The sequence below is a fragment of the Phycisphaerales bacterium genome (genome assembly GCA_035627955.1).
In the GTDB taxonomy this organism is placed as follows: Bacteria; Planctomycetota; Phycisphaerae; order Phycisphaerales; family UBA1924; genus JAEYTB01.
The window spans coordinates 62,731-86,520 of sequence record DASPKU010000013.1; the positions used below are offsets into that span (position 1 = coordinate 62,731).

Below are 23,790 nucleotides of genomic sequence, written 5' to 3' on the forward strand. Positions count from 1 at the left end.
CGTCTATGGCGAAACGTCCGGTACAAGGCAGCAGTGGGGGGAGCGCCAGCCGCGCCGGCAGCAAAGCCGCGCCGATCGTCGGCGTCGTCATGGGCTCCCGCTCCGACTGGGAAACCATGCAGCACGCCGTGGCGATCCTGGAGGAACTCCGTGTTCCCCACGAGGTCAGCGTTGTTTCTGCCCACCGAACGCCCGACCTGCTCTTCGAGTACGCCTCGACCGCCGAAGATCGCGGCCTCCGGGTCATCGTCGCCGGCGCCGGCGGCGCCGCCCACCTTCCGGGCATGATCGCCAGCAAGACCATCATCCCCGTGCTCGGCGTGCCGGTCGAGAGCCACGCCCTCAAGGGCATGGACTCGCTGCTCTCCATCGTGCAGATGCCCGCGGGCGTCCCCGTGGGAACGCTTGCCATCGGTCGCGCTGGGGCGACCAATGCCGCCCTGCTCGCCGCGTCGATCGTCGGCGACGCCGTGCCCGGTCTGCGCGAGCGTCTGCATGCCCGCCGCCGCACTCAGACTGAAGTCGTGATGAGGAACCGAGACCCCCGCAAGCCGGTGAAGGACTGACCCATGCTGATCGGTGTGCTGGGTGCGGGGCAACTGGGTCGCATGCTCGCGCTCGCGGGCATCCCGCTGGGCGTCCGCTTCCGCTTCCTCGACCCCACGCCCGACAGCCCCGCCGGGCACGTCTCCGAGCAGATCGTCGGTGGATTCGAGGACCCCGGCGCGGTCAAGGAGTTCTGCCGCGGCCTCGACATCGCGACATGGGAGTTCGAGAACGTCCCCGTGGCTGCCGCGCGGCGCGTCGCCGAGCAGGTCCCCATGTTTCCGCCGCCCGTCGCGCTCGAGGTCGGCCAGGACCGCCTCCACGAGAAGCTGCTCTTCCGCGAGATGGGCCTGGAGGTGCACCCCTTCGGCGCGGCCTCCACTTTCGCAGAGTTCGAAGCGGTCGTCGCGCAGGTGGGAATTCCCGCGGTCGTCAAGACCCGGCGCGGCGGCTACGACGGCAAGGGCCAGGCGCTCCTGCGCGAGGGCGCGACACGGGCCGACATCGCTCAGGCCTGGGAGAGCCTGGGCGGCGTGCCCGTGCTGGTCGAGAAGTTCGTGCCCTTCGAGCGAGAGCTCTCCATCATCGGCGTCCGCGCGCGCACCGGCGAGCTCTGCGCCTACCCGCTCACCCAGAACGTGCACCGCGCCGGCATCCTCCGCGTCTCCACCGCGCCGTGCGAAGGCTGGTCCCGCCCCCTCCAGGAGCGCGCCGAGCGCTACGCCCGCGCCCTGATGGAACGGCTGAACTATGTGGGCGTGCTCGCCATCGAGTTCTTCGAGGTCGGCGGTGCGCTGCTGGCCAACGAGATGGCCCCCCGCGTGCACAACAGCGGCCACTGGACCATTGAGGGCGCCGAGACCAGCCAGTTCGAGAACCACGTGCGCGCCGTGGCCGGCCTGCCGCTGGGCCGCACCACGCCGCGAGGACACAGCGTGATGGTCAACCTCATCGGCAACGCGCCCACCCCGCGCGCGGTGCTGGAGGTCGATCGCGCCCACCTGCACCTCTACGGCAAGAGCCCGCGCTCTGGGCGCAAAATCGGCCACGTGACGGTGAACGGCCCCACGGCCGAGGCCGTCGCCGCCCCCGCCGAGCGCATCCGGGCCATGGCCGCCGACGCGTCAGGCGAAGCTCCAGGTCGGTAAGCTTGCAGCCGGAGTTGCGGCCCAGGTTGAGGCCGAACGGTCAGGTGCGGGGGACTCAGACCATGAACATCATGAAGGCACGCCTGCTGCCGCTCTGGCTCGTGGTCCTGCTGCCGCTGGTCGCGCTGGCGTGGGTGATCCGCGGCCCGTTCCTGCTCGAACGCCGCGTTGAGATGGACGTGACCGCCCGGAACGCGGGCGAGGCGTGGTCGCTCGAATGGCTTGACCGCTCGGGAGGCGCAATTAACGGCCGCTACCTGCAACTGCCGGCGACAAGCGGCGACCTCACGGCACGCGTCGAGAGCCCTGTCTCGAACCAGCGCTTCACCACGCTCCTGCTGCGATGGCGGGGCATGCCGGGTCTCGAAGTCCAGGACCCGAAGAACGTGATCCTCACCGACCGCGTGCTCTGGTGGTCCGTGCGCACACCGCTGGAGCGCCGCCACAACTTCCTCGGCAACGTCGAGCGCAAGGACGGCGTCAACCGCAGCACCACCGCCGACGGCGGCATCGCCTGGGCGATCCCGCCCTTCACCATGGCGATGGTTGCTGACGCGCTCGTGCTCTACGCCATCGTGGCCGCGGGGCTGCTGGTCATCTGGACCGCGTACCACATTAAGGACGGGCGCGGCTGGTACACGCCCGAGCGCGCCGCGTTCACCCTCGTCCTGGGCGTGCACGCGTGGCTGTCGGTTCGCGCGCCTCTCGCCTACTGCCCCGACAGCATGGACTACTTCGTCAACACGAAACAGCTCATCGAAGAGGGCATCTGGAACCAGTTCAACACGCTTCGCCTCCCCGGCTACACGCTGTTTACCGCCCCCATGCTCGCGTGGACGCACGAGTTCAGCCTCGCACTCGGCATCACCCAGGGCGTGCTCGCAGTCCTCACCGCATTCATGTGCGGCCGCATCGTTGCCGCGTTCATCCCGCGGCGCGAATCGGGCCACCCCTGGTCCGCACTTACCATGCTGCTGGTGGGCCTCGATCCCGTGCTCATCACGTACGAGCGACTGGGCATGCCCGAGTGCCTCACTGCGTTCCTGTGCGTGCTCTGCATCTACCTTTCGGTGCAACGCCGCTTCTGGGCCGAGCGCTCGCTCAGCGTGGCCGCGCTCGGCTCGATGGGCCTGGGCGTCCTGCTTGCAGCCGCGTGCTACGTCCGCGGCAACATGACCCTTGCGGCCGCCGTCGTTCCCCTGGCCGCCGGGGCGTGGGCCCTTGTCGGAACTGACCGCCCGCAATGGCGCCGAGCCTTCCTGATCACCGGCCTCACCTGGGCCACCGTCGCGGGCGGTATTGCACCCTGGCTCGCCTACATGCACGACAAGTACGGGCGCGTCGCGTTCGTCCTCGCCACCGGTTATGGCAGGTGCGTCAACCTCGCCGACACCGACCGCGAGGACCTCAACCAGACCGCCGTGTTCGGGCGGGAGCGGTGGGAGAACATCGCCGCACGCCGCGCGGACGGTCGCCTCAACGGGCACCAGGTCATGAGCGAGCTCGGCCTCCAGGAGGGCACACGCCTCTCCGAACACATCCGCGGGCTTCACAACTGGACCGCCAAGGACGACGCGTCGCGCGTCGTCGCCGACGAGACCGCGGCCCGCAACCCCGAGGTCCGCTGGGCCCACAGCCTCCGCGCCCTCTGCATGCAGTTCGCCCTCTGGCCCATCGAGCCCGTCTGGAAGGACAACGAGAAGTGGTCCGGCCCGCTCCGCGGCGTTCCCGCCCGCCACGGCAACTGGTGGACCAAACCAGAGAACTACAAGCACTTCAAGCGCGAGCTCACTCAGGACATCTACGAACGCACCCATTCAGATGACGACCGGTGGACGCGCTCCGATGAGTCTGAGGTGTTCGCCTACTGGTGGTCCCTCGCCGCCCAGGCACGCCCGCTCTGGGCCGCGCTCGTGGTCATCGGCGCCCTCGCGGCCATTACGCGGCGCCAGTGGGTGCTGCTGATCATCGGAACGCTCGTCCTCGCCCACGCAAGCGTGCTCGCCTTCCACGTGCTCACCGGCATTGACCGGTACCAGGCGCCCATGTACCCGCTCATGAGCGTGTTGGCCGTGTACGCCATCGCCTGTCTTGCCGGCGCTGCTCCGGTCGCGGGCGTACAAGGGCCCGAGACGACCGCCCGTTCTCGGACGCGACAGGTCTCATAACCCAGCGGACGAGGACGAGGGCTGGCCTCTGTTGCTGCCGATCGCGCTCGCAGCGGTTTGGCCGGCCACCACTCCCCCCACCCGGCTCAAGTCAGGCCGTGAATGACCGATATCGATGACGAGCGCCCCTCGTCCGAGTCGGCCTGTCATTGGGATCGCCGTGAGCACACAGACGCAAGAACAGCCCAGTGTCCGCCGCCCACTGTTCCGCCGTTGGCTCATCGCGCGGGGCGAGTCGGCCGTGTTCTCTGGTGGGCTGGCCGTCGTCGGCGTGGTCATTGGTGTACTCGCCGCGTCGTCGTGGTGGACGCTCGAGACCTACCGGTCCAGCCTTGTAAAAGGGCGCGAGCGCGCCGTGCAGGCGGCAAGCGTGCTGATCGCAGATGCCGCGAGCACCGAGCTCGCCGAGGGCGACCTGACCACGCTCCGCAAGCTCGTGCAGAACACCGCGAAGGAGCTCGACCTCACCACGTGCCGCGTCAAGTTGCTCGACGGCCGCACTGTCGCGGCCTCGGACGTGAAGTCCATCAGCAAGGACCTTGCCGGTCACGACACGCTCCCGGAGACGCTCCCTGATGGCCCCGCCGCCGAGATGTTCGAGCACCGGCACGGCTTTGTATGCGCCAGCCTCCCGCTTGAGGTCGCCGGGCGGGGCAAGGCGCTGCTCGAAATCGAGTCGCCCATCGAGTTCCCCCTCCTGGCCAACTGGGAGGTCGAGGCGGGGCTGGGCGGCATCAGCGTCGCCGGCATGCTCGGCCTCTTCGGCGCGTACCGACTCATCCGCCGCAAGCTCCGAGGGCTTGGGGCAATCGGTGAAGCTCTGCGCCTGAGCGGCGCGGGCGAGGGGTCGGCCGCGGCCCTCCGCGTTGGCGACAGCTACGGCTCGGAGGCCGCGGCCTGGAACCGCCTTGTCGAGGAGCGCGAGAGCCTCCGCCAGCAGCTCCTGGTGCAGAAGGCCGCGGAGAAGGTGATGTCCCGAGGCGCGGGCGAGGGCGACCTCGCCGGCGCCTTCGACGCCATGTGGTCGGGCATCCTCATTATCGACGATACCGGCAAGGTCCGCTACGCCAACGGCGCGGCCGGCGTGCTCCTCCAGCGTAAACGCGAGGAGCTCAGCGGAGCCGAGATGATGGCCGTGGTCAATGACCCCGCCGCCGAGCCCATCCTCTCGGTCGCCACCGGCAAGCTCCGCCAGCGCACCAGCATCGAACTGGAACGTCGTAGTGAACGCGGCGAGCGCACCACCCTCCGCCTCACCGCCCGCCCCATGCGCCGCGAGGACCACGCCTCCGCCGTGGTCCTCGTCGAGGACGTCACCCAGCAGAAGGTCGCGGACGAGTCCCGCAACGCCTTCGTCGCCCAGGCGACGCACGAGCTGCGCACGCCGCTCACGAACATCCGGCTCTACGTCGAGACCATGGTTGACGACGGCGAGAACGACCCGCAGATCCGGGCGAAGTGCCTCAACGTGATCGGGAACGAGGCCCGCCGCCTGGAGCGCATCGTCAGCGACATGCTCAGCGTCTCGGAGATCGAGGCGGGCTCGCTCAAGCTCCGAGCCGGCGACATTCGCCTGGATGCGCTCTTCGAGGAGCTCCACGCCGACTTCAAGGCCCAGGCCGAGGACAAGGAGATCAAGCTCAACTTCGCCCTGCCGCCCAAGCTGCCCGTGATGACCGGCGACCGCGACAAGCTCATGCTCGCCCTGCACAACCTGGTGGGCAACGCCCTCAAGTACACGCCCGTCGGCGGCGTCGTCACCGTGCAGATCGACGCCGGGGCCGAGCTCCGCGTCGCCGTCACCGACAACGGCATCGGCATCAGCCCCGACGAGCAGGAGCTCATCTTCGAGAAGTTCTACCGCGCCAAGGACCGCCGCATCGCCGGAATCACAGGCTCGGGCATCGGCCTGGCCCTCGCCCGTCAGGTCGTCCGCATGCACGGCGGTGATATCACCGTCACCTCTCAGATCGACAAGGGCAGCACGTTCACGCTCACCGTGCCCGTGAGCGCCCCCGTGAAGGCCGCGGCGTGAGGAGCCCCCGATGGACTTCCAGGAACAACGCCACGGCGCCGTCACGGTGATCAAGCCCCAGGGCCCGCTCGTCCTGGGCGACGCCGAGGAGTTCCGCACGCGCCTGGCCGACATCATGACCCGCAGCCTGGGCCGCTTCATCGTCGACGCCAGCGCGATCCCCTACGTGGACAGCCAGGGCCTCGAGGCGCTGGTGCAGAGCAGCGACGAACTGGGCGCCAGCGGGCGCGCCCTCCGCCTCTGCGGCGCCTGCGAAACACTGCGCGAAGTGCTCGAGCTGACCGGCCTCTCCGACCGCTTCGAGCACTACCTGGACGTCAACACCGCCGTGAGGAGCTTCCTGTGACCCAACCGCCGGGACATCCTGGTGGCACTGGGAGCGGCAACCCCGGCGGCAATGGGGGCGCCAAGAAGCTCCGCGTCGGCGAGGTCCTTGTTTCCGAGGGCCTGCTCACCCGCGAGCAGCTCGACCGTGCACTGGCCGAGCAGAAGTCCAGCGGCCGCATGCTCGGCGAGATGCTCGTCGATCAGGGCGTCATCAGCTCCGCCAACTTCGTCCGCTCCATGGCCAAGTGCCTGGGCGTGCCCGGCTGCCAGCTGCGCCACGGCCTCATTGACCCGGCGCAGTTCAAGCTGATCGGGGCTGAGGAGGCCGAGCGGCTGAAGGTCATCCCCATGTTCAAGGTGGGCGACACGCTCACCGTGGCCATGGCCGAGCCGCAGAGCCTCCCCACAATCGATCGCCTCAAGCAGCTTACGGGTCTCAAGATCCGACCTGTTCTCGCTGCACAGCAGAACATCCTTGAGTTCGTCAAGAAGTACGGCAGTGGCGACGTCGACGTCAACGCCTTCCTGACCAGCCTTGCCGACTCCGACGTCGAGGTCGTCGAGCGCGAGTCCGTCGACGACGGGCCCACCACCGACCTCGACAAAATGATCGCGGGCAGCCCGATCATCAACCTTGTCAACATCGCCCTGCTGACAGCAGTCAAGGACAAGGCCAGCGACATTCACATCGAGCCCGATAAGCGCGGCACCCGCATCCGCTACCGCATCGACGGCGTCCTCCGCGACCTCATGAAGCCCCCGCCCGGCATGCACGCCGCCATCGTCAGCCGCATCAAGGTGATCGGCAAGATGGACATCGCCGAGAAGCGCATGCCCCAGGAAGGCCGCGTCCGCATCGTCGCCGAAGGGCGCGAGATCGACCTCCGCGTCAGCAGCATGCCCACGCTGCTGGGCGAGAAGATCGTCGTCCGCGTGCTCGACAAGGCCAACCTCAAGGTCCGCCTCGAGGACCTGGGCTTCCGTCCTGACGCCCTCACCACCTTCAAGCGCTTCCTCGACCAGTCCCACGGCATGGCCCTGGTCACCGGCCCCACCGGCAGCGGCAAGACGACGACGCTCTACTCCGCACTCGACCTGCTCCGGTCGCCCGAGGTCAACCTGCTCACCGTCGAGGACCCGGTCGAGTACCAGCTCGACCTTGTCAACCAGATCCAGGTCAACGAGCCCATCGGCCTCAACTTCGCGCGCGCACTCCGCAGCATCCTCCGCCAGGACCCCGACGTCATCATGGTGGGCGAGATCCGCGACCAGGAGACCGCCCGCGTCGCGGTACAGGCCGCGCTCACCGGGCACCTTGTGCTCGCGACGCTGCACACCAACGACGCCCCCGGCGCGGTTGCGCGCCTGGTCGACATGGGGATCGAGACTTACCTCCTCAGCGGCGCCTTCAACGGTGCCGTCGCCCAGCGCCTGGCCCGCACCATCTGCCCGCAGTGCGCCACCAAGTACTACCCCGCCGAGCACGTCCTGAAGGACGCGGGCCTTGCCCACGAGGTCGGGCGCGCCTTCCGCAAGGGCGGCGGCTGCCAGCGCTGCCACGACACCGGCTTCCAGGGGCGCGTCGGCGTCTATGAGGTCTTTGAGGTCACGCCCGAGATCCGCCGCATGATCCACCATGCCCGCCCCACGCACGAGCTGCGGGCCCAGATGAAGCAGAACGGCGGCCTCTCCCTCCGCGAAGAGGGCGTGCTGCTCGCCCTCGACGGCAAGACCAGCCTCGAGGAGATCCTCCGCGTCACCCAGAATGACGACGAGAACCTCCACGCCGCCACGCCCGCCCACACGCCGGGCCCGGCGAAGGAGGCCGCATGAAGTTCACCTACGCCGGCTTTGAGAAGAGCGGCGCTCCGGCGCGCGGCAACATCGAGGCCGCCGACCGGCATGAGGCCATGGAATCCCTCCGCCGTCGCGGCATCTTCGCAACCGACGTCACCGAGTCCTCCGGCTCCAGCGGTCCGGCACTTGCCGACCGCAGCCAGACCGGCGGCTGGGGCTCCGGCAAACGCCTCGACACCGTGGCCAGCTTCATGCGCCAGCTCGCGCTCCTGGTCTCCACCGGCACCCCCCTCGTCGAGGCGCTCGCCTCCCTCGAGCGACAGGCGCCCGACGGCCCGTTCAAGGGCGTGCTCCGCAGCGTCCTCACACGCGTCGAAGAGGGCGTGCAGTTGTCGGAGGCGATGGCCGCGCACCCGCAATACTTCGACGCCATCTGCCGCAGCCTGGTGTGCGCCGGCGAGCAGGGCGGCAAGCTCGAGGTCATGCTCGAGCGTCTCGCCAAGCTCATCCGCCAACAGGTCAAGATCCGCAAAACAGTCGTCGGCGCGATGATCTACCCCATCCTGCTCATCTTCGTCGCGATTATTGTCGTTACCGCTCTGCTCGGCTTCGTGCTCCCCCGCTTCGAGGGCCTCTTCAAAACTCTCGACACACCCCTCCCCGCGACCACCACCATCCTGATGGCCGTCAGCATGTGGCTCCGCTCCCACTGGTGGATGGTCCTGGGCGGCGTTGCCGCAATCGGCGTTGGCCTGAAGCTCTGGCTCTCCAGCGACTCCGGCCGCCGCTGGTGGGATCACTTCGTGCTGGTCGCGCCTCAGGTCGGCAAGGTCTCTCGCAGCTTCGCCACCGCACGCATTGCCCGTATGCTCGGCACCCTGCTCGATGGCAAGGTCGCCCTCCTGGAAGCACTCGAGCTCACCAAGCAGTCTATGAAGAACAGCGAGTACGTCACCCTGCTCGCTAAGGCCCAGGAAGCTGTCACCCGCGGCGAGAACGTCTCCGTCGCACTCGCCGACCCCCGGCTGATCAGCATGTCGGTCAGCGACGCTCTCCGCAGCGCCGAGCGCACCGGCCGCATGTCCACCGTCCTCGTCAGCCTGGCCGACCATATGGACGAGGACAACGAGTCGCTTATCAAAACGCTCACCGGCCTGCTCGAGCCGCTCATTCTGATCGCGCTCGGCCTGGTGGTCGGCCTCGTCGCGATCAGCATGTTCCTGCCGCTGTTCGACCTCACCGCCGCCGCGGGCCCTGGCGGTCCAGGGGGCGGCGCATGAAGCTCTTCGCAGGCAAACCTGGCCTCATCGGCGTCGAGGTCTCCGCGCGCTGGATCAAGGCTTCACAGGGTGAAGGTCCGACCCGAGTCACCACGCGCCTGGAGCGCAAGGGCTCCGGGACCCTCACCAAGGACGAAGCCGCGACCCTCGCTGGCGTGTTCGACCGCGCCGGATTCCGCGAGCAGCGCATCGTCCTCGTCCCAGCCCGCGAGATGCTCGTGATGGAGACCCTCGAGCTCCCGCCACGCAGCAGCGGCGCGCCTCTTGAGCAGCTCGCCCGCGTCGAGCTCGCCCGCTCTCACCGCTGGGACCCCGCCTCATTCGAGGTGGGCCTGTGGGAGCTTCCCACACCAGGGCGGGGCGGCGAGCTATCCCACATGTTCGCGGCCGCGCTCCCCTTCGCCAGGAGCGAGCCCATGCTCGACGCCTGTGACAACGCGGGCCTGCGTGTGCACGCAATCGACGTCCCCGCCAACGCCCTTGCCCGCGCCTTTGGTCCCACCGCCCCGGACGCCATGCTCGATATAGGCTGGTCCGGCGCGATGCTCTGCGTCATGCACGCCGGCGTCGTCGTCTACGAGCGCACGATCGACGAGGGCGGCCTTCAGCAACTCATCGAGCCCGCTGCGAAGCGCCTGGACATCCAGCGCGAGGCCGTCGAATCACTGCTGCTCGCCCGCGGGGCAGACTCCACGCTCTCCGCCGAAGTCCGCGGCCCCGTCACCGAGTACCTCGACGTCCTCACCTCAGAGGTCCAGCGCTCCCTCGCCTACATGGCCCACCGCTATCTAGGCTGGCAGTTCCGCACACTCGGCGTCAGCGGTGAGGGCGCCGCCCTCCTCGGCCTGCGCGAGCGTCTCACCGCGGCCCTCGGCATCGAAGTCACTGCGCCGCCCGCGCCCGCCTCGCACACCCTCGCCGCCGGTGCATCGCGCTTTAACGCAAGCGCTGCACGGAAGGAGGCCGCGTGACCGCCCTTGGCGTCCCCAGCCTCAACCTGATGCCCGCGGCCCGCGTTGTGAGCGCCCGCCGAAGCCAGCGCCTCCGCGCTTGGGCCGGCGCGCTCGCCATCTACACCGCGGCCGCCGCTGGCGTCTGGGCCTGGTTCACCTTCGCCAGCGTCGCTGCGGAGGACGTGAGCGCTGAGCTCGCCGCCGCCGAAGCCCGGCTCCAGACCCTCAAGAGCGAGCGGCGCGTGGTAAACGCCAGGCTCGCCAACGCCCGGCGCGAGGCGGAGGCACGCCACGAGGTCCACTTCCACCCCGACTTCAGCACCCTGCTCCGGCGGGTCGCAACCGCCTGCGGCCAGACCGTCACCCTCGAGAAGCTCAGCATGCTGCCCCTCGAAAAGCGCGACGACAAGGGCGTCAAGTCCGACCTCGCCGCCAACGCGGGGTACAAGCTCCAGCTCTCCGGCCTCGCGGCCACCCAGGCCGACATTCCCCGTTTCGCCCGCGAACTCGAGAATCTCGGCATCTTCGAGTCCGTCTCCGTGCAGTCCATCCGTGCCCGCGAGGCCCCGTTCATCGAGCGCGAGGATGGCACCAAGATCCCCCAGCCCCAGCTCTTCTTCTTCGAGGTCGAGGGCATCATGTCCGACGTCGGGGCAGGGGGTGCCCGTTGAGAACGACCCTGATGATCGACGCCGCCGCCGTCACGCTCTGCGCCGCCCTCGCCGGTGCGGTGTACATGACAGCCGTGGTCCCCAGCCGCGCCGCCGCTGAGGCCGCCGCGCGCGATCGCGAGGCCCTGTGCGAAAAGCAGCGCGACATCTCCGAGAACGAGTCCGCCATCGGCGACGCCGAGCGCAAGCTCAACGCCATCGAGGGCAGCGAAGCCCGCGACAAGCCCCCCGCCCGCACGCCACTCGACCGCATTAGCCGCATCAGCGAGCTCGCCCAGGCCAGCGGCGTCTCCCTCACCGAGGTCAGCCCAGGCGCCGAGCGCCCCGGCGCCAAGTACAACCAGTCCCCACTGAGCCTCAAGGGCAGCGGCCGCATGCCCGGCTTCATGTCACTCCTCAGCGATCTGCACCGAGAGTTCCCCGACACGCAGCTCGTCAGCCTGACCCTCACCGGCCGCCCCGAGCAGCCGCAGGTTGATCAGGCGATGTCCGCGGAGCTGGTGTGGTACACCCTTGTGGGTGGCGCCGGTCGCACCGGTTCCACCGCCAAAGACACCGCACTCCGCAACAAGCCTTGAAAACCCCTTGAAACTCTGCCGCCCGTATTCGCTGCTTGAGTCGTGGAACTCAACCGACGCACCAAGCTCGCAGGCGGCGTCCTGGCCCTGGCCGTGGCCGCCCTCATCTATGACCGCGTGATCGCCGGCGACGGCCCCGCCAGTGCCGAGGCCAGCGCACCAGCCGCGAAGCCGCCCGCGCTCGGCGATGCCGAACGCGAGAAGTCTGGGCCCGAGAACCCGAACCACCGCGGCGCGCTGGCAGCGCAACTCACAAAGCTCGGCGAGGCCGACCAGCCCATGTGGCCCAGCACCCGGGACGACGCCTTTGTTGCACCCGCCACCTGGTTCCCCGCGGACGAGGAGCCCTCGTCGCACGCGGACTCCGCGGCGGCGAGCGCGAAGTCCGCCAGCCACTACGTGATCAACTCCGTGCTCATGGACCGTGGAACCAACTTGATCAGCTCCGTCACCGTCGACAACAAGGCCCTGCGGCCGGGTCTGCCGGTCAAGGTTGACGCGGGTGGCAAGGTCCGCACGTACGAGCTCGTCCGTGCCTGGATCGACGAAGCCAAAGTCACTCACGTCGAGCTCAAAGTCGATGGCAAACTGATCGAGATCAGGCGCGAGCCGGGGGATCGCCCGGCCGGGAAGGATCGCCTGTGAGGGTTCCGCGGCCTGCGCGGGGCGTGACCGCAACTCTGAGCGGAATCAGCACTTCCGAGCGCAAAGAAGTGGCCCCGGCTTCCCGATAGCTCCTGTGCGTTCGACTCATATTCACCCCTGTTCCTCAGTGTGGGAGGCTTCAATGTCTGTTCGTCAAGCTTCATCGCGTGCCTTCAGCCTCATCGAGCTCGTCATCGTCGTGGTGATCATCGGCATCATCGCGGCCATCGCGGTCCCGCGCATGAGCCGTGGCGCCCAGGGCGCTGCCGACTCCTCGGTGATCAGCTCGCTTCAGGTCTTCCGCAACGCACTCGACCTCTACCAGACCGAGCACGGCGGCACCTACCCCACGGTCGCCAACTTCTCCGACCAGATGCTCAAGTATTCCAACGAGGCCGGCACCACCAGCGCCGATTCCAAGGACGCGACGAACTACCTCGGGCCCTACCTCCGCTCCATCCCCGCCCTTCCCGTCGGCCCCCGCAAGGGCTCCACGGGCGTGGCCGCGGCTGACGCCGCCGGCATCGGCTGGCTCTACACCGTGACCAACGGGGTCGGCGACATCCGCGCCAACGCCGCCGGCACCAAGGACAGCAAGGGCGTTGACTACGCCACCTATTGAGCCCGCGTGAGCGGCGCCTGTGGAGCGGGACGCCGAAGCACGGAAAGGACCCTGACCTGAGGGCCCGTCATGCTGAGAACGCATCACCAACGCCCGACGCCGTGGAACCGACGTCGGGCGTTTTCGCGCGCGTTCTCGCTGGTGGAGCTCACGATGGTGCTGCTCATCGCGGGCATCATCGCCGCCATTGCCGTGCCGCGCCTCTCGGGTTCAATGGGCCAGTCACGCGCACTCGCAGCCGCGCGGCGTGTGGCCGCCGACCTGGAGACCGCTCGAGCCGCGGCCATGGCCACCAGCGCCAGCCGCAAGGTGGTCTTCACCCCGACGAAGTGCGCCTATGGCACGACCGGCAACAACCAGCTCGACCGCGGCGCATCCACTTATCTTGTGGACCTCAGCCGCGCTCCTTACAACGCCTCGATTCCGGCCGCGAATCTTGGCGATAACCCATCGCTCCGCTGGACAGGCGTCTACGACCTCGATGCCGCGCAGGAGGTGGTCTTCGACGGCTTCGGCCGCCCTGACCAGGAGGGCTGGGTGGTCGTCGGCAGCGGCGAGTTCTTTTACAAGGTCACCCTTGACCGGGCTGGCCGCACAAGTATCGCGCGCGTCCAGCGCGAGGACGTGGGTGGTGACATCTCCATCACGCACGGCGTGCTCGCGTCGGAGAACGCGAAGTGACCCACCGCCTGTCCCGCCAACTCATGCCCCGTTGCCGGCGCGCCTTCACCCTTGTGGAGGCCGTTATGAGCGCCGCCATCATCGGCACGCTATCACTGGGGATGGTGGGGGCGCTCGTCGTTGTGGCGAAGGCCGCTCCGATCGAAGACACGGCCACTCGCGCCCGCACGAAGGCCAGCGCCGCCCTCGATGAGCTCTGCACGGAGCTCCGCTACGCCACCGCCGTCCGCCACCTCGGGGCCACCCGCATCGAGTTCACACTCCCGGACCGCACCGGCGACGGCGTGGAAGAAACTGTCGAGTACCGCTGGGCGGGCAGCGGCTCCCCGCTTGTGCGCGCCTCCGGAGGAGTCGAGGTGCAGGTCCTGCCAACAGTCCACGACTTCAACCTGGTGGGCACTACCAAAACGACAACGACCACGACCACGACCACCGGCACCGTCAACAGCGGCGAAGTGAAGCTGGCAAAGTTCGACGGCTGGCCCCTCGTGCTGACACCAACCTCCTCGCAGGCCGCGCTCCACGCCACCGCATGGGCCTCCTGCTATTTCAAGCTCGATCAGGTCACCATCCCCGCCAACATCTCCCGCCTCCAGCTCACCAAGATCCGCGTCAAGCTCAAGAAGTCGAGCTCGCCCACGGGCACCGTCATCACCGCGCAGGTCCACCTGCCGGCCACCGCCACCAAGCCGCAGCCTTCGCTTACTAACACCCTGGGTACCGCCGCGTCGATCTCACTTACCGCGCTCACGACTACTTTCTCGTGGTACACCTTCGACCTCACCGGCGTCTCCTTTACCAGCGTCCCTGCCGAGCTCACCTTCGTGCTCAAGGGCACCGGCACCGCCTCGGGCTTCGTCAACTACTACAACTCGAGCCTGGCGCCAACGGATACCACGGTGTTCCAGTCGACGGCCAACAGCGGCGGCTCCTGGACGCCAACCTCGAGCCAACAGGTCAACGACATGCTGTTCGAGGTCTGGGGCTGGTACGAGTACCCCTCGACCATCCAGCAGAGCACCAACACCTACAACCTCAGTTCGCTCGCGGTCACCCTGGCGACCTCGACCGCGGCTGCCGACCGCCTCTCCACGACCGTGCGCACCGTCAACAAGCCCTCGGTTCCCGCCCCATGATGCCTGCCAGCCGATCAACCCCGCTCGCCTTCACCATCGTCGAGGCCATGGTCTCCATCGTGGTCGTCGCCCTCATGCTCGGCGCAGCCCTCACCGCCGCCGGCGCCGCCCGCACCCGCCAGGAAGCCAACGCGGCCCGCGCCCAGGCCAACTGGCTCGCCCAGTCCCTCATGGCCGAGATCCTCGCCAAGCCCTACACCGACCCCCAGGGCCTCAACCTGCTCGGCCTCGAGGTCAACGAGCTCCTGACCCTTCGCAGCTCGCTCGACGACGTTGACGACTACGACGGCCTCACCGAGAACCCGCCCAAAAACCCCGACGGCACCAGCATCGCCGGCTACACCGGATGGAGCCGCACCGCCAGCGTGGCCAACGTCCTTGCCACCAACTTCGCCACCACCTCCCTCACCGACACCAACTACAAGCGCGTCACCGTCACCGTCAAGAAGGGCCGCCAGACCATGGCCCAGCTCACCGCGCTCCGCACGAAGGCGAGGGACTCATGGTGATGCGCCCCTCACGCATGCCCCCCCGCAGGCGTCCGGCCACCCAGCGCCGCGGCGCCATCTACCTCGCCGTGCTCGGCGTCTCCGCCATCGTCGCTGCCATGGGCGTGGGGCTTATGTACACCGTCCGCCTCCAGGGCCGGCGCGACGCCCTCGTCGCCGACTCCACCCAGGCCCGCGCCTGCGCCGAGGCCGGCGTCGAGATCGCCGCGCAGCTCATCACCTCCAACTCCAACTGGCGCACCCGCACCAACGGCACCTGGGTCAACGCGATGGCCCTCGGCCCCGGCAGCGTGACGGTCGAGGTCACGGACCCGATCGACTCCAACCTCGCCAACGACACCTCCCAGGGCGTCCTCATCAAAGCCACCGGCCGCGCCGGCGAGGCCACCCACATCCTCAGCGTCAACGCCTCCCCGCGCGGCACAGCGATCTCCTCCCTCGGCATGGCACTCGCCGCCCAGGGCCCGGTCCGCATCGACGCCACACGCATCGTCAACCTCAACGGCGGCACCCTCTCCACCAACGGCGTGCTCCGCAACGAGGGCACCATCCAGGGCGCGGCCCGGTGCTCCAGCACCGACGGAGCCAGCGTCGCCACGCTCGGCACCACGACCGGTGCGGCCGCGCTCCAGATGCCCTCCAGCGGCATCATCAGCAGCTACATCACGCGCGCAACCGTGATCAACCTCGGGGCCACAGCCACGATCCAGGACGTGGTGCTCACCCCCAGCTTCAACTCCCTCGGCGGCGGTCTGAACGCCGACGGCGTCTACGTCATCAACGCCTCCGGTGCTGACCTCACCATCCGCTCCATCCGCCTCATGGGCACGCTCATCATCAACAACTCCGGCCGCAAGGTGATCATCGAGGGCCCCGCCCTGATGCAGCCCGCCCGCAGCGACTTCCCCACCTTGCTCGCCACCGGCGGCATCTATTACAAGAGCAGCGGCCTCGCATCGCTCTCCGAGTCCACCGAGGGCTGCAACTTCAACCCGGTGGGCTCGCCCTACCTCGGCGACGCCGACGGCGACACCACCGACACCTACCCCTCCAGGTTCGAGGGCCTCATGCACGCCCAGGAAATGGTCGAGCTCGACAACAACGCCGTGATCAGCGGCTGTGTGCTGGCCGGCGCGTCCTCCGACGCCGTCCGCATCTACGGCAACGTCTCCATCACCCACAGCGCCTCGCTGGTGAGCAGCCCGCCCATCGGCTACACCAGCGGCGGCACCCCCGCCCTCGTCTCCGGCACCTGGCGCCAGCTCGTCAACCCGTGATCACGCGACCGCCAATGAAAAAGCCCCGCTCGCGCGGGGCTTTTCGAACCGCGTTCGAGACCTTCAACGATCAGCGGGCGCTGACCGCGCGCTTCTCGCTATCGTCCATGACGTTGTCGCCGTTGTCATCGATCCAGAGCGTGATGACCTCGGTGCCGAAGAGCGAGGTCGGCCCGATCTGCAGGCTTTCGTTGAAGTTGCCATGGCCACTGTTGTTCGTGGTCATGGTGATGCCGCCCGAGGTGCCGCCGAAGTCGATCTCCAGGTCCCCGCCGGTGACCGCGACGCGATAGGTGGTGCTGCCCTGCAGCCCGCTCACACTCACGTGCACGCGGAGGGTGCCGTCGGCGTCAATCTTCAGCTTGCCAACGCCGTCCACATCGCCGTTTTCAGAGCCACCGCGCTGACCCGACGCCGTGAACGACGTGTACTTCACCTGGTCCAGCGCCACCGTGCCCAGAAACGCACCGCACACACCCAGCACCGCCAGCTTCTTGATCAGCATCTGTAGCTCTCCCGACCACCGGCGGGTGTGAACAAGTGGGCTGAGCGGCCACGAGGCCGCCCCCCAGCCCGCCAGCGCAAGCCCAAGCTACCACCCGGTTTGGGGTAGGTCAAAGGATCTTCATAGAATCCCCGGGTTTTGTGTGGACAATCAGCCCCCACCCCGGGGGCTTCCCTGAAATAGCGGACCGCTGACTCCCGTCGATCGGAGAGTCTCGCCGCCGTTTCCCCCCCGTTTCGGTCCCGGGCTCTAGGTAGGTTTATTCAAGCTGCCATCGGCGTACCGGCCGCGTGCCGCGCCACCATCTCGTCGTAGCTCGACAGGTCCAGCTTCACGAACGTCATCGCCAGCGTCGGGTCAAACTGCGTCCCCGAGCACCGCCCGATTTCCGCCAGCACCACCTCGCGCGCCATCGCCGAGCGGTACGACCGCGTCGAACTCATCGCGTCAAACGTGTCCGCCACCGCCAGAATGCGCGCGATGAAGGGGATCCGCTCGCCGGCGAGACCGTGCGGATACCCGCGCCCGTCGTACCGCTCGTGGTGGTGCAGCACGCCCGGCAGGATGTCCTCCAGCAGGTGAATATCGCGCAAGATGTTGAACCCGACCTCCGGGTGCCTCTTGATCTGCGCGAACTCCTCGTCGGTCAGCCGCCCCTGCTTGGTCAGCACCGCCTCCGGGACGCCGATCTTGCCCACGTCGTGCACCAGCCCCGCGATCCGCACGCGCTCGGCCTGCTCGCGGGACATCCCCACCGCCAGCGCCAGCTTGCTCGCCATGTGCGCTACCCGCTCGGAGTGACCGAACGTGTAGCGGTCCTTCGCGTCAATCGCCGCCGTCAGCGCCTGCACCGTCCCAAGGAACAGCGCGTGCTGGTCCTCGTACAGCGACACGTTATCGCTGAACGCGTTGATGTACCCCGCGGCCGCCTCGATCAGCTGGATGTCGTAGCTGCTGATGTCCGGGTCGTCCCCGTACTTCCCGCCCGCCATCAGCATCCCGATCGGCTGGCCCTTGCACATCAGCGGCTGCACGATCACCTGCGGCCGCTCCTGCGACGAAAGGTGCGGCACCCGCTCCAGCACCTGCGGCACGCCCAGCCGCGGGATCATCGGCACCGCCGTCGCCCGCAGCTGCTCCGGCCCGCACGGCAGCTGCCCGGCGGTCACCAGCTGCCCCCGCAGCCCGCTCGCGACCTCCCTGCCTCCCGCGAACACAAGGGCGATCCAGCGGAAGCTCCGCGCGCTGAACAGCCTCCCGCACACGAAGTTCAGGAACTGCTCCGGCTTGAAGGGCTCCCGCATCGAGCGTCCCACCGAGTACAGCAGGTCCATCGTGTCGTAGCTGTCCGTCAGCTGCTCCGCGAACCCATCCAGGGCTGCCTTCTGGTCCTCGATCTTCTCCAGGTCCTGCGCCGTCCCCAGCAGGGACCGCATCACCAGGTGCGCATCCGCGTCCGACATCCCCACGTACGCCACCGCGTCCGCGCACACCTTCTCGTGCGACAACCCCAGCCCCGTGCACACCTCCCGGAACGCGCCCTCGCGCAGCCCCTGCTCGCTCAGGAACACCAGCACCGTGAAGCCTGCGGGCAGCGGCCCGCTCCGGTGCGCGATGATCCCGAGGCTAATGCCCGGCAGCAGCGGCCCCTGCGTGATCCGCGCACCGCTCTCAGCGGCCTTCATCAACTGACCGCGGATCAGTTCCCGCACCGGCCCGCGCGTGATGGCCGCGCTCAGGTCTGCGGGTTGGCGGCTTGTGCCCACCAGCCCCTCGGGGTCCGCGAACTGGTACGCCAGCAGCCCCAGCTCCGTGCAGCGCGTGAGGAACGCCCCCGGCGGCGGCGGCGGCGTGGGGTCGGGCGTCATGATTGAGAGCGTGGGTCGGCTGTGGTTCACGTTGGCCCCGTTGATCACGCGGCCACGTTGCGCTCGGGCGCAAGACCCGGCGGCACGAGGGCGCTGGACTTCTCACTCAGAATCGCCACCACACGCTCGAGCAGCTGCCGAACGCCGAAGGGCTTGCTGATCACCTGCCGGATGTTGGTCAAGGTCAGGTCCTCGGGAGAGAGGATGTACCCGCGGGCCGTCAGCATCAGCACAGGCACGTGGGCCGTGTCGCTCCGCCGACGCAGCACCTGCGCCAGCTCCAGGCCCGTGATCATCGGCATCTGCAGATCGGTGAGCACCAGGTCGGGCCGGAAGCCCGCCTGCGGCCCCGAGTCCAGCATCGCCAGCGCTTCCTGCCCGTTCCGCGCCTCGGCCACGTGGAATCCCACCCCCGCGAGCTTGCGCCCGATAATCTGGCGGATATGCGCCTCATCGTCGCAGACGAGGATGCGTGCGTAGTTGTTGGTGTCTGTGTTCATTGGAGTTGCGTCGTGAGACTTCATTCACATCGAGCCGTTCGCGACCCTGCTTGAGCCGAATCGGACCTGCACCCCTCCACTCAACTTCCAGGACGAGCCCCACAGCAGGTTCTCGGCCCATCCCACGCCTTCATCCCTGACGCGCCACGAACGCACCCGTACCGGGGAATACCATCAGGCGTGACGCAAACCACCGCACACGCAACCCCCTCCGCCTCGACGCTCCCCGACGACCCGGCCCCGATCATCGCCAAAGAGGGCTGGCCCATCGTCGCGGTGTTCATCCTTATTGGCGCCATCCTCGCGGCCGCCGCCTGGCACTTCGCTGGGCACGCCGTCGGCGTTGTCGTGGGGGCGATCGGCCTCGTGCTCACGCTCTGGTGCCTCTGGTTCTTCCGCGACCCCGCCCGCCACGCGCCCGCCGACCCTGCGGCCGTCATTGCCCCCGCCGACGGCGTCGTCGTCTCCGTCTCCCCCGCGGCCGCTCCCACCGAACTCGGCCTCACCGAGGCCGCGCCCAAGCGCGTCTGCATCTTCATGAACGTCTTCAACGTGCACGTGAACCGCGCTCCCGTCGCCGGCACCATCACCGCCGCGTCTTACCGCGAGGGCAAGTTCTTCAACGCTTCTCTCGACAAGGCCAGCGAGCACAACGAGCGCTTCAGCGTCGCAGTCAAGACCGCCGCCGGTCACACCATCGGCGCAGTGCAGATCGCAGGCCTCGTCGCCCGCCGCATCGTCCGCAAGGTCAAGCCCGGCGACACCCTCCGCGCCGGCCAGCGCTACGGCCTCATCCGCTTTGGCTCCCGCGTTGACGTCTACATCCCCGCGGGCTCCGAGGTCCTCGTGCAGCTCGGCCAGGTCACCAAGGCCGGCGAAACCGTCATCGCCCGCCTCCCCGCCCGCTGATCCGCCAACCGCGCGAGAAAGCCCCCCCGCGTAACCCCCGCGACAGGAAACCCGCATGTTCCTCCGCCTTGTCAAGAACAACGAGGTCCCACTCGCGGCCCTGATCCCCAACCTCCTCACCACGCTCGCGCTCTGCTCCGCCCTTGCCTCCATCCACTTCTCCATCCGCGCCGCTGTCGTCCACGCCGCCCGCCCCGATGTTGACGTCAGCCACTACTGGGAGCGGGCCCTCGGCGCCATCCTCCTCAGCGCCATCTTCGACGCCCTCGACGGGCGTGCCGCCCGCCTCCTCCGCGTCACCTCCAAGTTCGGTGCGGTCCTCGACTCCCTCTCCGACTTCGTCGCCTTCGGCGTCGCCCCCGCGATCATCCTGCACCAGCTCGTCCTTACCGAGCTCATCAACATGCCCGGCCTCGAGCCCCGTGCCCGCTTCATGCGCGCCCTGGGTCTCGCCCCCGTGGTCATCTTTGCCCTCTGCTCGGGCATGCGACTCGCCCGCTTCACCGCCGCGGCTTCGACCCCCAAGCCCGGCCCACCCTCCAACTACTTCGTCGGCATGCCTACACCCGCGGCCGCTGGCGCGGTCCTCGTCCCCGCGATGGTCATCCTCTCCGACACCCTCGACTACCAGCTCCGCGCCTGGGCCGCGGGGCTTTACACCCTGCTCATCGCATTCCTCATGATCTCCCGCATCCCCATGTTCGCGCTCAAGCGTCTGCGCGTGAGCCGTATCTGGGTCGCGCCCATCCTCGTGCTCGTCGGTCTGGTCGTGGTGCTTGCGATCAGCGACCTGTGGATGACGGTCGCCGGCATCTCCCTGGCCTACCTGCTCTCTCTGCCCTTCGCCGTGCTGCGCAAGCGGCGCGTCGAGCCCATGCCGGAGCCAAGGCCCGAACCGGGCCCGACCGACGCCAGCCCCGCTGTCTGAACGTCAGAGTGGTGTCAGGCCGCGCTCGAAGCCTGCGCCGCGTGCTTCCGCCCCACCCACCGCGCGCACATCCTGAGGAACGCGTGCCGGTCCAGCGGCTTGGTCGTGTAATCATCGCACCCCGCCACAAGGCACTTCTCGCGGTCATCCGCCATGGCGTGCGCGGTCACAGCGATGATGGGCAGGGTGCATCCCATCGCCCGCAGCCGTCGCGCCGCCGCGTACCCGTCCACTCGCGGCATCTGCATGTCCATGATGATCAGGTCGAACGCGCCCGAGCCGGCCGCCTCGACCGCCTTCTCCCCGTCCTCGACAACCGTGAGTTCCGCCCCTGCACGCGTCAGCAGGTGGGACATGAGGCGCTGGTTGTCGATCCCGTCCTCCGCCAGCAGAACCCGTGCCCGCAGTGTGACCGCGGCGGGCGCACCCGCACTCGCCATCGCTGCCGGTGCCGTGAGCATGGGCCCCTGTGTCTCACCCATCTCGATGCTCAGCGCGAACGTACTCCCCCGCCCCGGCTCCGACCGCACCTTGATCGACCCGCCCATGAGGGACGCCAGCTTCTGCGAGATCGACAGCCCCAGGCCCGTCCCGCCGAACCGGCGCGACATCGACGAGTCCGCCTGCGAGAATGGCCGGAACAGCCGCCCGATCTGCTCGCCGGTCATGCCGATGCCCGTGTCGATGACGTCGATCTCCAGGCGCGGCGTTCCGTCGTGGAACGTAGCCGTGCGGGCGGCGATGTGCACCCCGCCCGTCTCGGTGAACTTGATCGCGTTGCCGACCAGGTTGATCAGCACCTGCCGCAGCTTCGTCGGGTCGTTGGTGATCTGCGTGGGGATCGGCGAGTCGAAGCTGACGGTCAGCGTCAGCCCCTTGCTCGAGGCCCGCTGCTGAAGCAGGCTCACCACCTCGCCGATCACCTCGCCCGGATTGCACGCCACCCGGTCCGCTGTGGCGATCCCCGCTTCGATCCGCGACAGGTCGAGGATGTCATTGATGATGGTCAGCAGGTGCTCGCCGTTGCGACGGATCGTCTGAAGCGCGCTGGCGCGCTCCGCCTCCGGCTGACCTGGCTCCATCAGCAGGTCCGTGAAGCCGAGAATCGCGGTCATCGGCGTGCGGATCTCGTGGCTCATGTTCGCCAGGAACTCGGTTTTCGCACGGTTTGCAGCCTCCGCCGCCGTCTTGGCCCGCCGCAACTCCTCCTGTGCTTGAATCCGTGCCGTCGTGTCTTCCACGGTCCCGACAAAGCCGGTGATCGCGCCATCCTTCAGCACCGGCGCTCCGTGCGCCGATGCCCACAGCAGCGTCCCGTCCGGATTCAGCACGCGGAAGTGCTCGCGGAACTTGCGTCCCTCGGCGCACGCCTGCCGCCAGTTGGCCACGACCCTCCGCCGGTCTGCCGGATGGATTGCACGCTCCCAGTCGTTGCCCAGCGTGCTGCCCGCGGGCTGCCCCAGGATCCGCTGGCACTCGGCGTTCTGGAAGACCACCAGCCCGCTCGCGTCGCACAGGAACACGCCCAGCGGCGCGTTATCCACCATGCTCCGGAACCGTGCCTCGCTTTCCGCCAGCGATGACCGCGAGTTCTCCAGCGCCGCCAGCGTGCCATTCACTGCAAAGGCCACCTCGCCTACCTCGTCAACCGGCAACAGATCGACGCGCTCACGCTCGCCGCTGCTGATCTCCCGCAGCTGACGCACCAGGGAATGCAGCGGCCCCAGCACCTGCGAGTTCAGCAGCACCATTGTCAGCAGCGTGCAGATCACCACCGCCGCCGCGAGCGCCACCCGCAGCAGCCACACCACGTGCGTGCTCTGCTCAACGCCGATGGGCCGCTGCGCCGTCATGATTCGGACCCGCGAAACGCCGCTCAGCCCGGCAACTTCCTGGGAAGTCACGATCGTGCCGGCGTCGTAGGCGGTGGAGACGTTCCCCCTGGATCGATCGGCCTCCATCAGCCCCGCGATGGGAGCAGTGCCACTCCCGGGAGCGAACAGGACCTGGTCGACGTTTCCGAGGGTGTCGGTCACCGCAGGTCGCACGAGCACGAGCGCGCCCGTGGCGTCGACCGCGAGAGCCACCAGGAAAGTTCCCGTGTCCAACGACACGATGCCCGCCTGCAGATCGGCTGATCGAGCCAGCAACCCGTGCTGCCGGATGTAAGCAGCCAGGTCATCGCACGCGCCACGGGTGAGTTCCCCCTTGGTGTCGCCCGCGAAAACCCATCGCTCTTTCCCCGAAGCGTGCGCAAACACACCGATCGCCTGATTGGCCGCATTGATTGGCATGAGCGCGGATACCACCGCTTCGAGATCGCCCCGGTCGCTCCCCACTGGAGCGCCGCTCGTTGAGCGGACCACCCGCAGAGCGGCGCACATGGTGGACAACTCGTCCGCCAGGTCATCGATCACGGCGGCCGCGTGCTGCTCCGCCCGCGACTGCTCCACGACCCAGAAGCGCTCTGCAAGAATGGCGCTCGCGCCCAGGTACAGGCCGCTCATCACGAGGGTGAGCACACTGCCGACCACCAGAAGTGTCTTGCGCCGTACCGTCATTTGATCCCCTGAGCCTCCCTGCAGACGCTCGAAGATCTCCATCGGCCGGAAAGTCCTCCCGCTTTGGTCCGGTAGCTCACACTCAATGAAAAAAGGGCCCCGTACGGGGCCCCTTGTGGCGCCTGACCAGAACTCGATCGATAGGG

General features: G+C 68.3%; 22 protein-coding genes. 18 read left to right on the plus strand and 4 right to left on the minus strand.

What is annotated here, in order from left to right; translation table 11 throughout:
* Window positions 1–5 precede the first annotated feature (5 nt).
* The 16 genes from purE (at window position 6) to VD997_11465 (ending at window position 16,373) form a co-directional block, all read left to right on the plus strand.
* Window positions 6–566, plus strand: coding sequence for a 5-(carboxyamino)imidazole ribonucleotide mutase (purE, locus tag VD997_11390; GenBank protein ID HYE62588.1), 561 nt, complete (start codon window positions 6–8; stop codon window positions 564–566).
* 3 nt (window positions 567–569) lie between these two features.
* A complete protein-coding gene (locus tag VD997_11395; GenBank protein HYE62589.1) occupies window positions 570–1,694 on the plus strand; it encodes a 5-(carboxyamino)imidazole ribonucleotide synthase in 1,125 nt (374 codons plus the stop codon).
* Between the two features lie 71 nt (window positions 1,695–1,765).
* The gene (locus VD997_11400) at window positions 1,766–3,862 is read left to right on the plus strand and encodes a hypothetical protein (protein HYE62590.1); all 2,097 of its coding nucleotides are present in this window, start codon (window positions 1,766–1,768) and stop codon (window positions 3,860–3,862) included.
* A gap of 160 nt (window positions 3,863–4,022) precedes the next feature.
* Window positions 4,023–5,897: an ATP-binding protein gene (locus VD997_11405; GenBank protein ID HYE62591.1), complete on the plus strand. Its 1,875-nt coding sequence runs from the start codon at window positions 4,023–4,025 to the stop codon at window positions 5,895–5,897.
* 10 nt (window positions 5,898–5,907) lie between these two features.
* A complete protein-coding gene (locus tag VD997_11410; protein ID HYE62592.1) occupies window positions 5,908–6,243 on the plus strand; it encodes an STAS domain-containing protein in 336 nt (111 codons plus the stop codon).
* Window positions 6,240–8,057 carry an ATPase, T2SS/T4P/T4SS family gene (locus VD997_11415; GenBank protein ID HYE62593.1) on the plus strand — a complete coding sequence of 606 codons (1,818 nt, stop codon included), beginning with the start codon at window positions 6,240–6,242 and terminating at the stop codon, window positions 8,055–8,057. The genes VD997_11410 and VD997_11415 overlap by 4 nt, the downstream gene beginning before the upstream one ends.
* On the plus strand, window positions 8,054–9,301 hold the full coding sequence (locus VD997_11420; GenBank protein HYE62594.1) for a type II secretion system F family protein: 1,248 nt from the start codon (window positions 8,054–8,056) through the stop codon (window positions 9,299–9,301). The genes VD997_11415 and VD997_11420 overlap by 4 nt, the downstream gene beginning before the upstream one ends.
* The gene (gene pilM, locus VD997_11425) at window positions 9,298–10,272 is read left to right on the plus strand and encodes a pilus assembly protein PilM (protein HYE62595.1); all 975 of its coding nucleotides are present in this window, start codon (window positions 9,298–9,300) and stop codon (window positions 10,270–10,272) included. The genes VD997_11420 and pilM overlap by 4 nt, the downstream gene beginning before the upstream one ends.
* Window positions 10,269–10,925: a PilN domain-containing protein gene (locus VD997_11430; protein ID HYE62596.1), complete on the plus strand. Its 657-nt coding sequence runs from the start codon at window positions 10,269–10,271 to the stop codon at window positions 10,923–10,925. Before pilM ends, VD997_11430 begins: the two co-directional genes overlap by 4 nt.
* Window positions 10,922–11,503, plus strand: a complete 582-nt coding sequence (locus VD997_11435) for a hypothetical protein (protein ID HYE62597.1) — start codon at window positions 10,922–10,924, stop codon at window positions 11,501–11,503. Before VD997_11430 ends, VD997_11435 begins: the two co-directional genes overlap by 4 nt.
* 42 nt (window positions 11,504–11,545) lie before the next feature.
* Window positions 11,546–12,148, plus strand: coding sequence for a hypothetical protein (locus VD997_11440; GenBank protein ID HYE62598.1), 603 nt, complete (start codon window positions 11,546–11,548; stop codon window positions 12,146–12,148).
* Between the two features lie 142 nt (window positions 12,149–12,290).
* Window positions 12,291–12,770 (plus strand): prepilin-type N-terminal cleavage/methylation domain-containing protein, encoded by a 480-nt coding sequence (locus VD997_11445; GenBank protein ID HYE62599.1) that lies wholly within the window; start codon window positions 12,291–12,293, stop codon window positions 12,768–12,770.
* Between the two features lie 69 nt (window positions 12,771–12,839).
* Complete coding sequence (locus tag VD997_11450) at window positions 12,840–13,451, plus strand: prepilin-type N-terminal cleavage/methylation domain-containing protein (GenBank protein ID HYE62600.1); 612 nt, start codon at window positions 12,840–12,842, stop codon at window positions 13,449–13,451.
* Window positions 13,452–13,516: 65 nt separating this feature from the next.
* On the plus strand, window positions 13,517–14,587 hold the full coding sequence (locus tag VD997_11455) for a hypothetical protein (GenBank protein ID HYE62601.1): 1,071 nt from the start codon (window positions 13,517–13,519) through the stop codon (window positions 14,585–14,587).
* Complete coding sequence (locus VD997_11460) at window positions 14,584–15,096, plus strand: hypothetical protein (GenBank protein HYE62602.1); 513 nt, start codon at window positions 14,584–14,586, stop codon at window positions 15,094–15,096. The genes VD997_11455 and VD997_11460 overlap by 4 nt, the downstream gene beginning before the upstream one ends.
* 14 nt (window positions 15,097–15,110) lie before the next feature.
* Complete coding sequence (locus tag VD997_11465) at window positions 15,111–16,373, plus strand: hypothetical protein (GenBank protein HYE62603.1); 1,263 nt, start codon at window positions 15,111–15,113, stop codon at window positions 16,371–16,373.
* Window positions 16,374–16,443: 70 nt separating this feature from the next.
* On the opposite strand, the gene VD997_11470 is transcribed toward VD997_11465, so the two are convergent.
* The 3 genes from VD997_11470 to VD997_11480 form a co-directional block, all read right to left on the minus strand.
* Window positions 16,444–16,878 carry a hypothetical protein gene (locus VD997_11470; GenBank protein HYE62604.1) on the minus strand — a complete coding sequence of 145 codons (435 nt, stop codon included), beginning with the start codon at window positions 16,876–16,878 and terminating at the stop codon, window positions 16,444–16,446.
* A gap of 263 nt (window positions 16,879–17,141) precedes the next feature.
* On the minus strand, window positions 17,142–18,746 hold the full coding sequence (locus VD997_11475; GenBank protein ID HYE62605.1) for an HD-GYP domain-containing protein: 1,605 nt from the start codon (window positions 18,744–18,746) through the stop codon (window positions 17,142–17,144).
* A 44-nt stretch (window positions 18,747–18,790) separates the two neighbouring features.
* A complete protein-coding gene (locus VD997_11480) occupies window positions 18,791–19,246 on the minus strand; it encodes a response regulator (GenBank protein ID HYE62606.1) in 456 nt (151 codons plus the stop codon).
* A 180-nt stretch (window positions 19,247–19,426) separates the two neighbouring features.
* Between VD997_11480 and VD997_11485 the strand changes: the two genes are divergently transcribed.
* Together VD997_11485 and VD997_11490 are read left to right on the plus strand one after the other, a co-directional pair.
* On the plus strand, window positions 19,427–20,155 hold the full coding sequence (locus VD997_11485) for a phosphatidylserine decarboxylase (protein ID HYE62607.1): 729 nt from the start codon (window positions 19,427–19,429) through the stop codon (window positions 20,153–20,155).
* A gap of 55 nt (window positions 20,156–20,210) precedes the next feature.
* Window positions 20,211–21,083 (plus strand): phosphatidylcholine/phosphatidylserine synthase, encoded by an 873-nt coding sequence (locus tag VD997_11490; protein HYE62608.1) that lies wholly within the window; start codon window positions 20,211–20,213, stop codon window positions 21,081–21,083.
* Between the two features lie 14 nt (window positions 21,084–21,097).
* Here the strand turns inward: VD997_11490 and VD997_11495 are convergent, their stop codons facing one another.
* Window positions 21,098–23,644 (minus strand): ATP-binding protein, encoded by a 2,547-nt coding sequence (locus tag VD997_11495; GenBank protein HYE62609.1) that lies wholly within the window; start codon window positions 23,642–23,644, stop codon window positions 21,098–21,100.
* Between the last annotated feature and the right edge of the window lie 146 nt (window positions 23,645–23,790).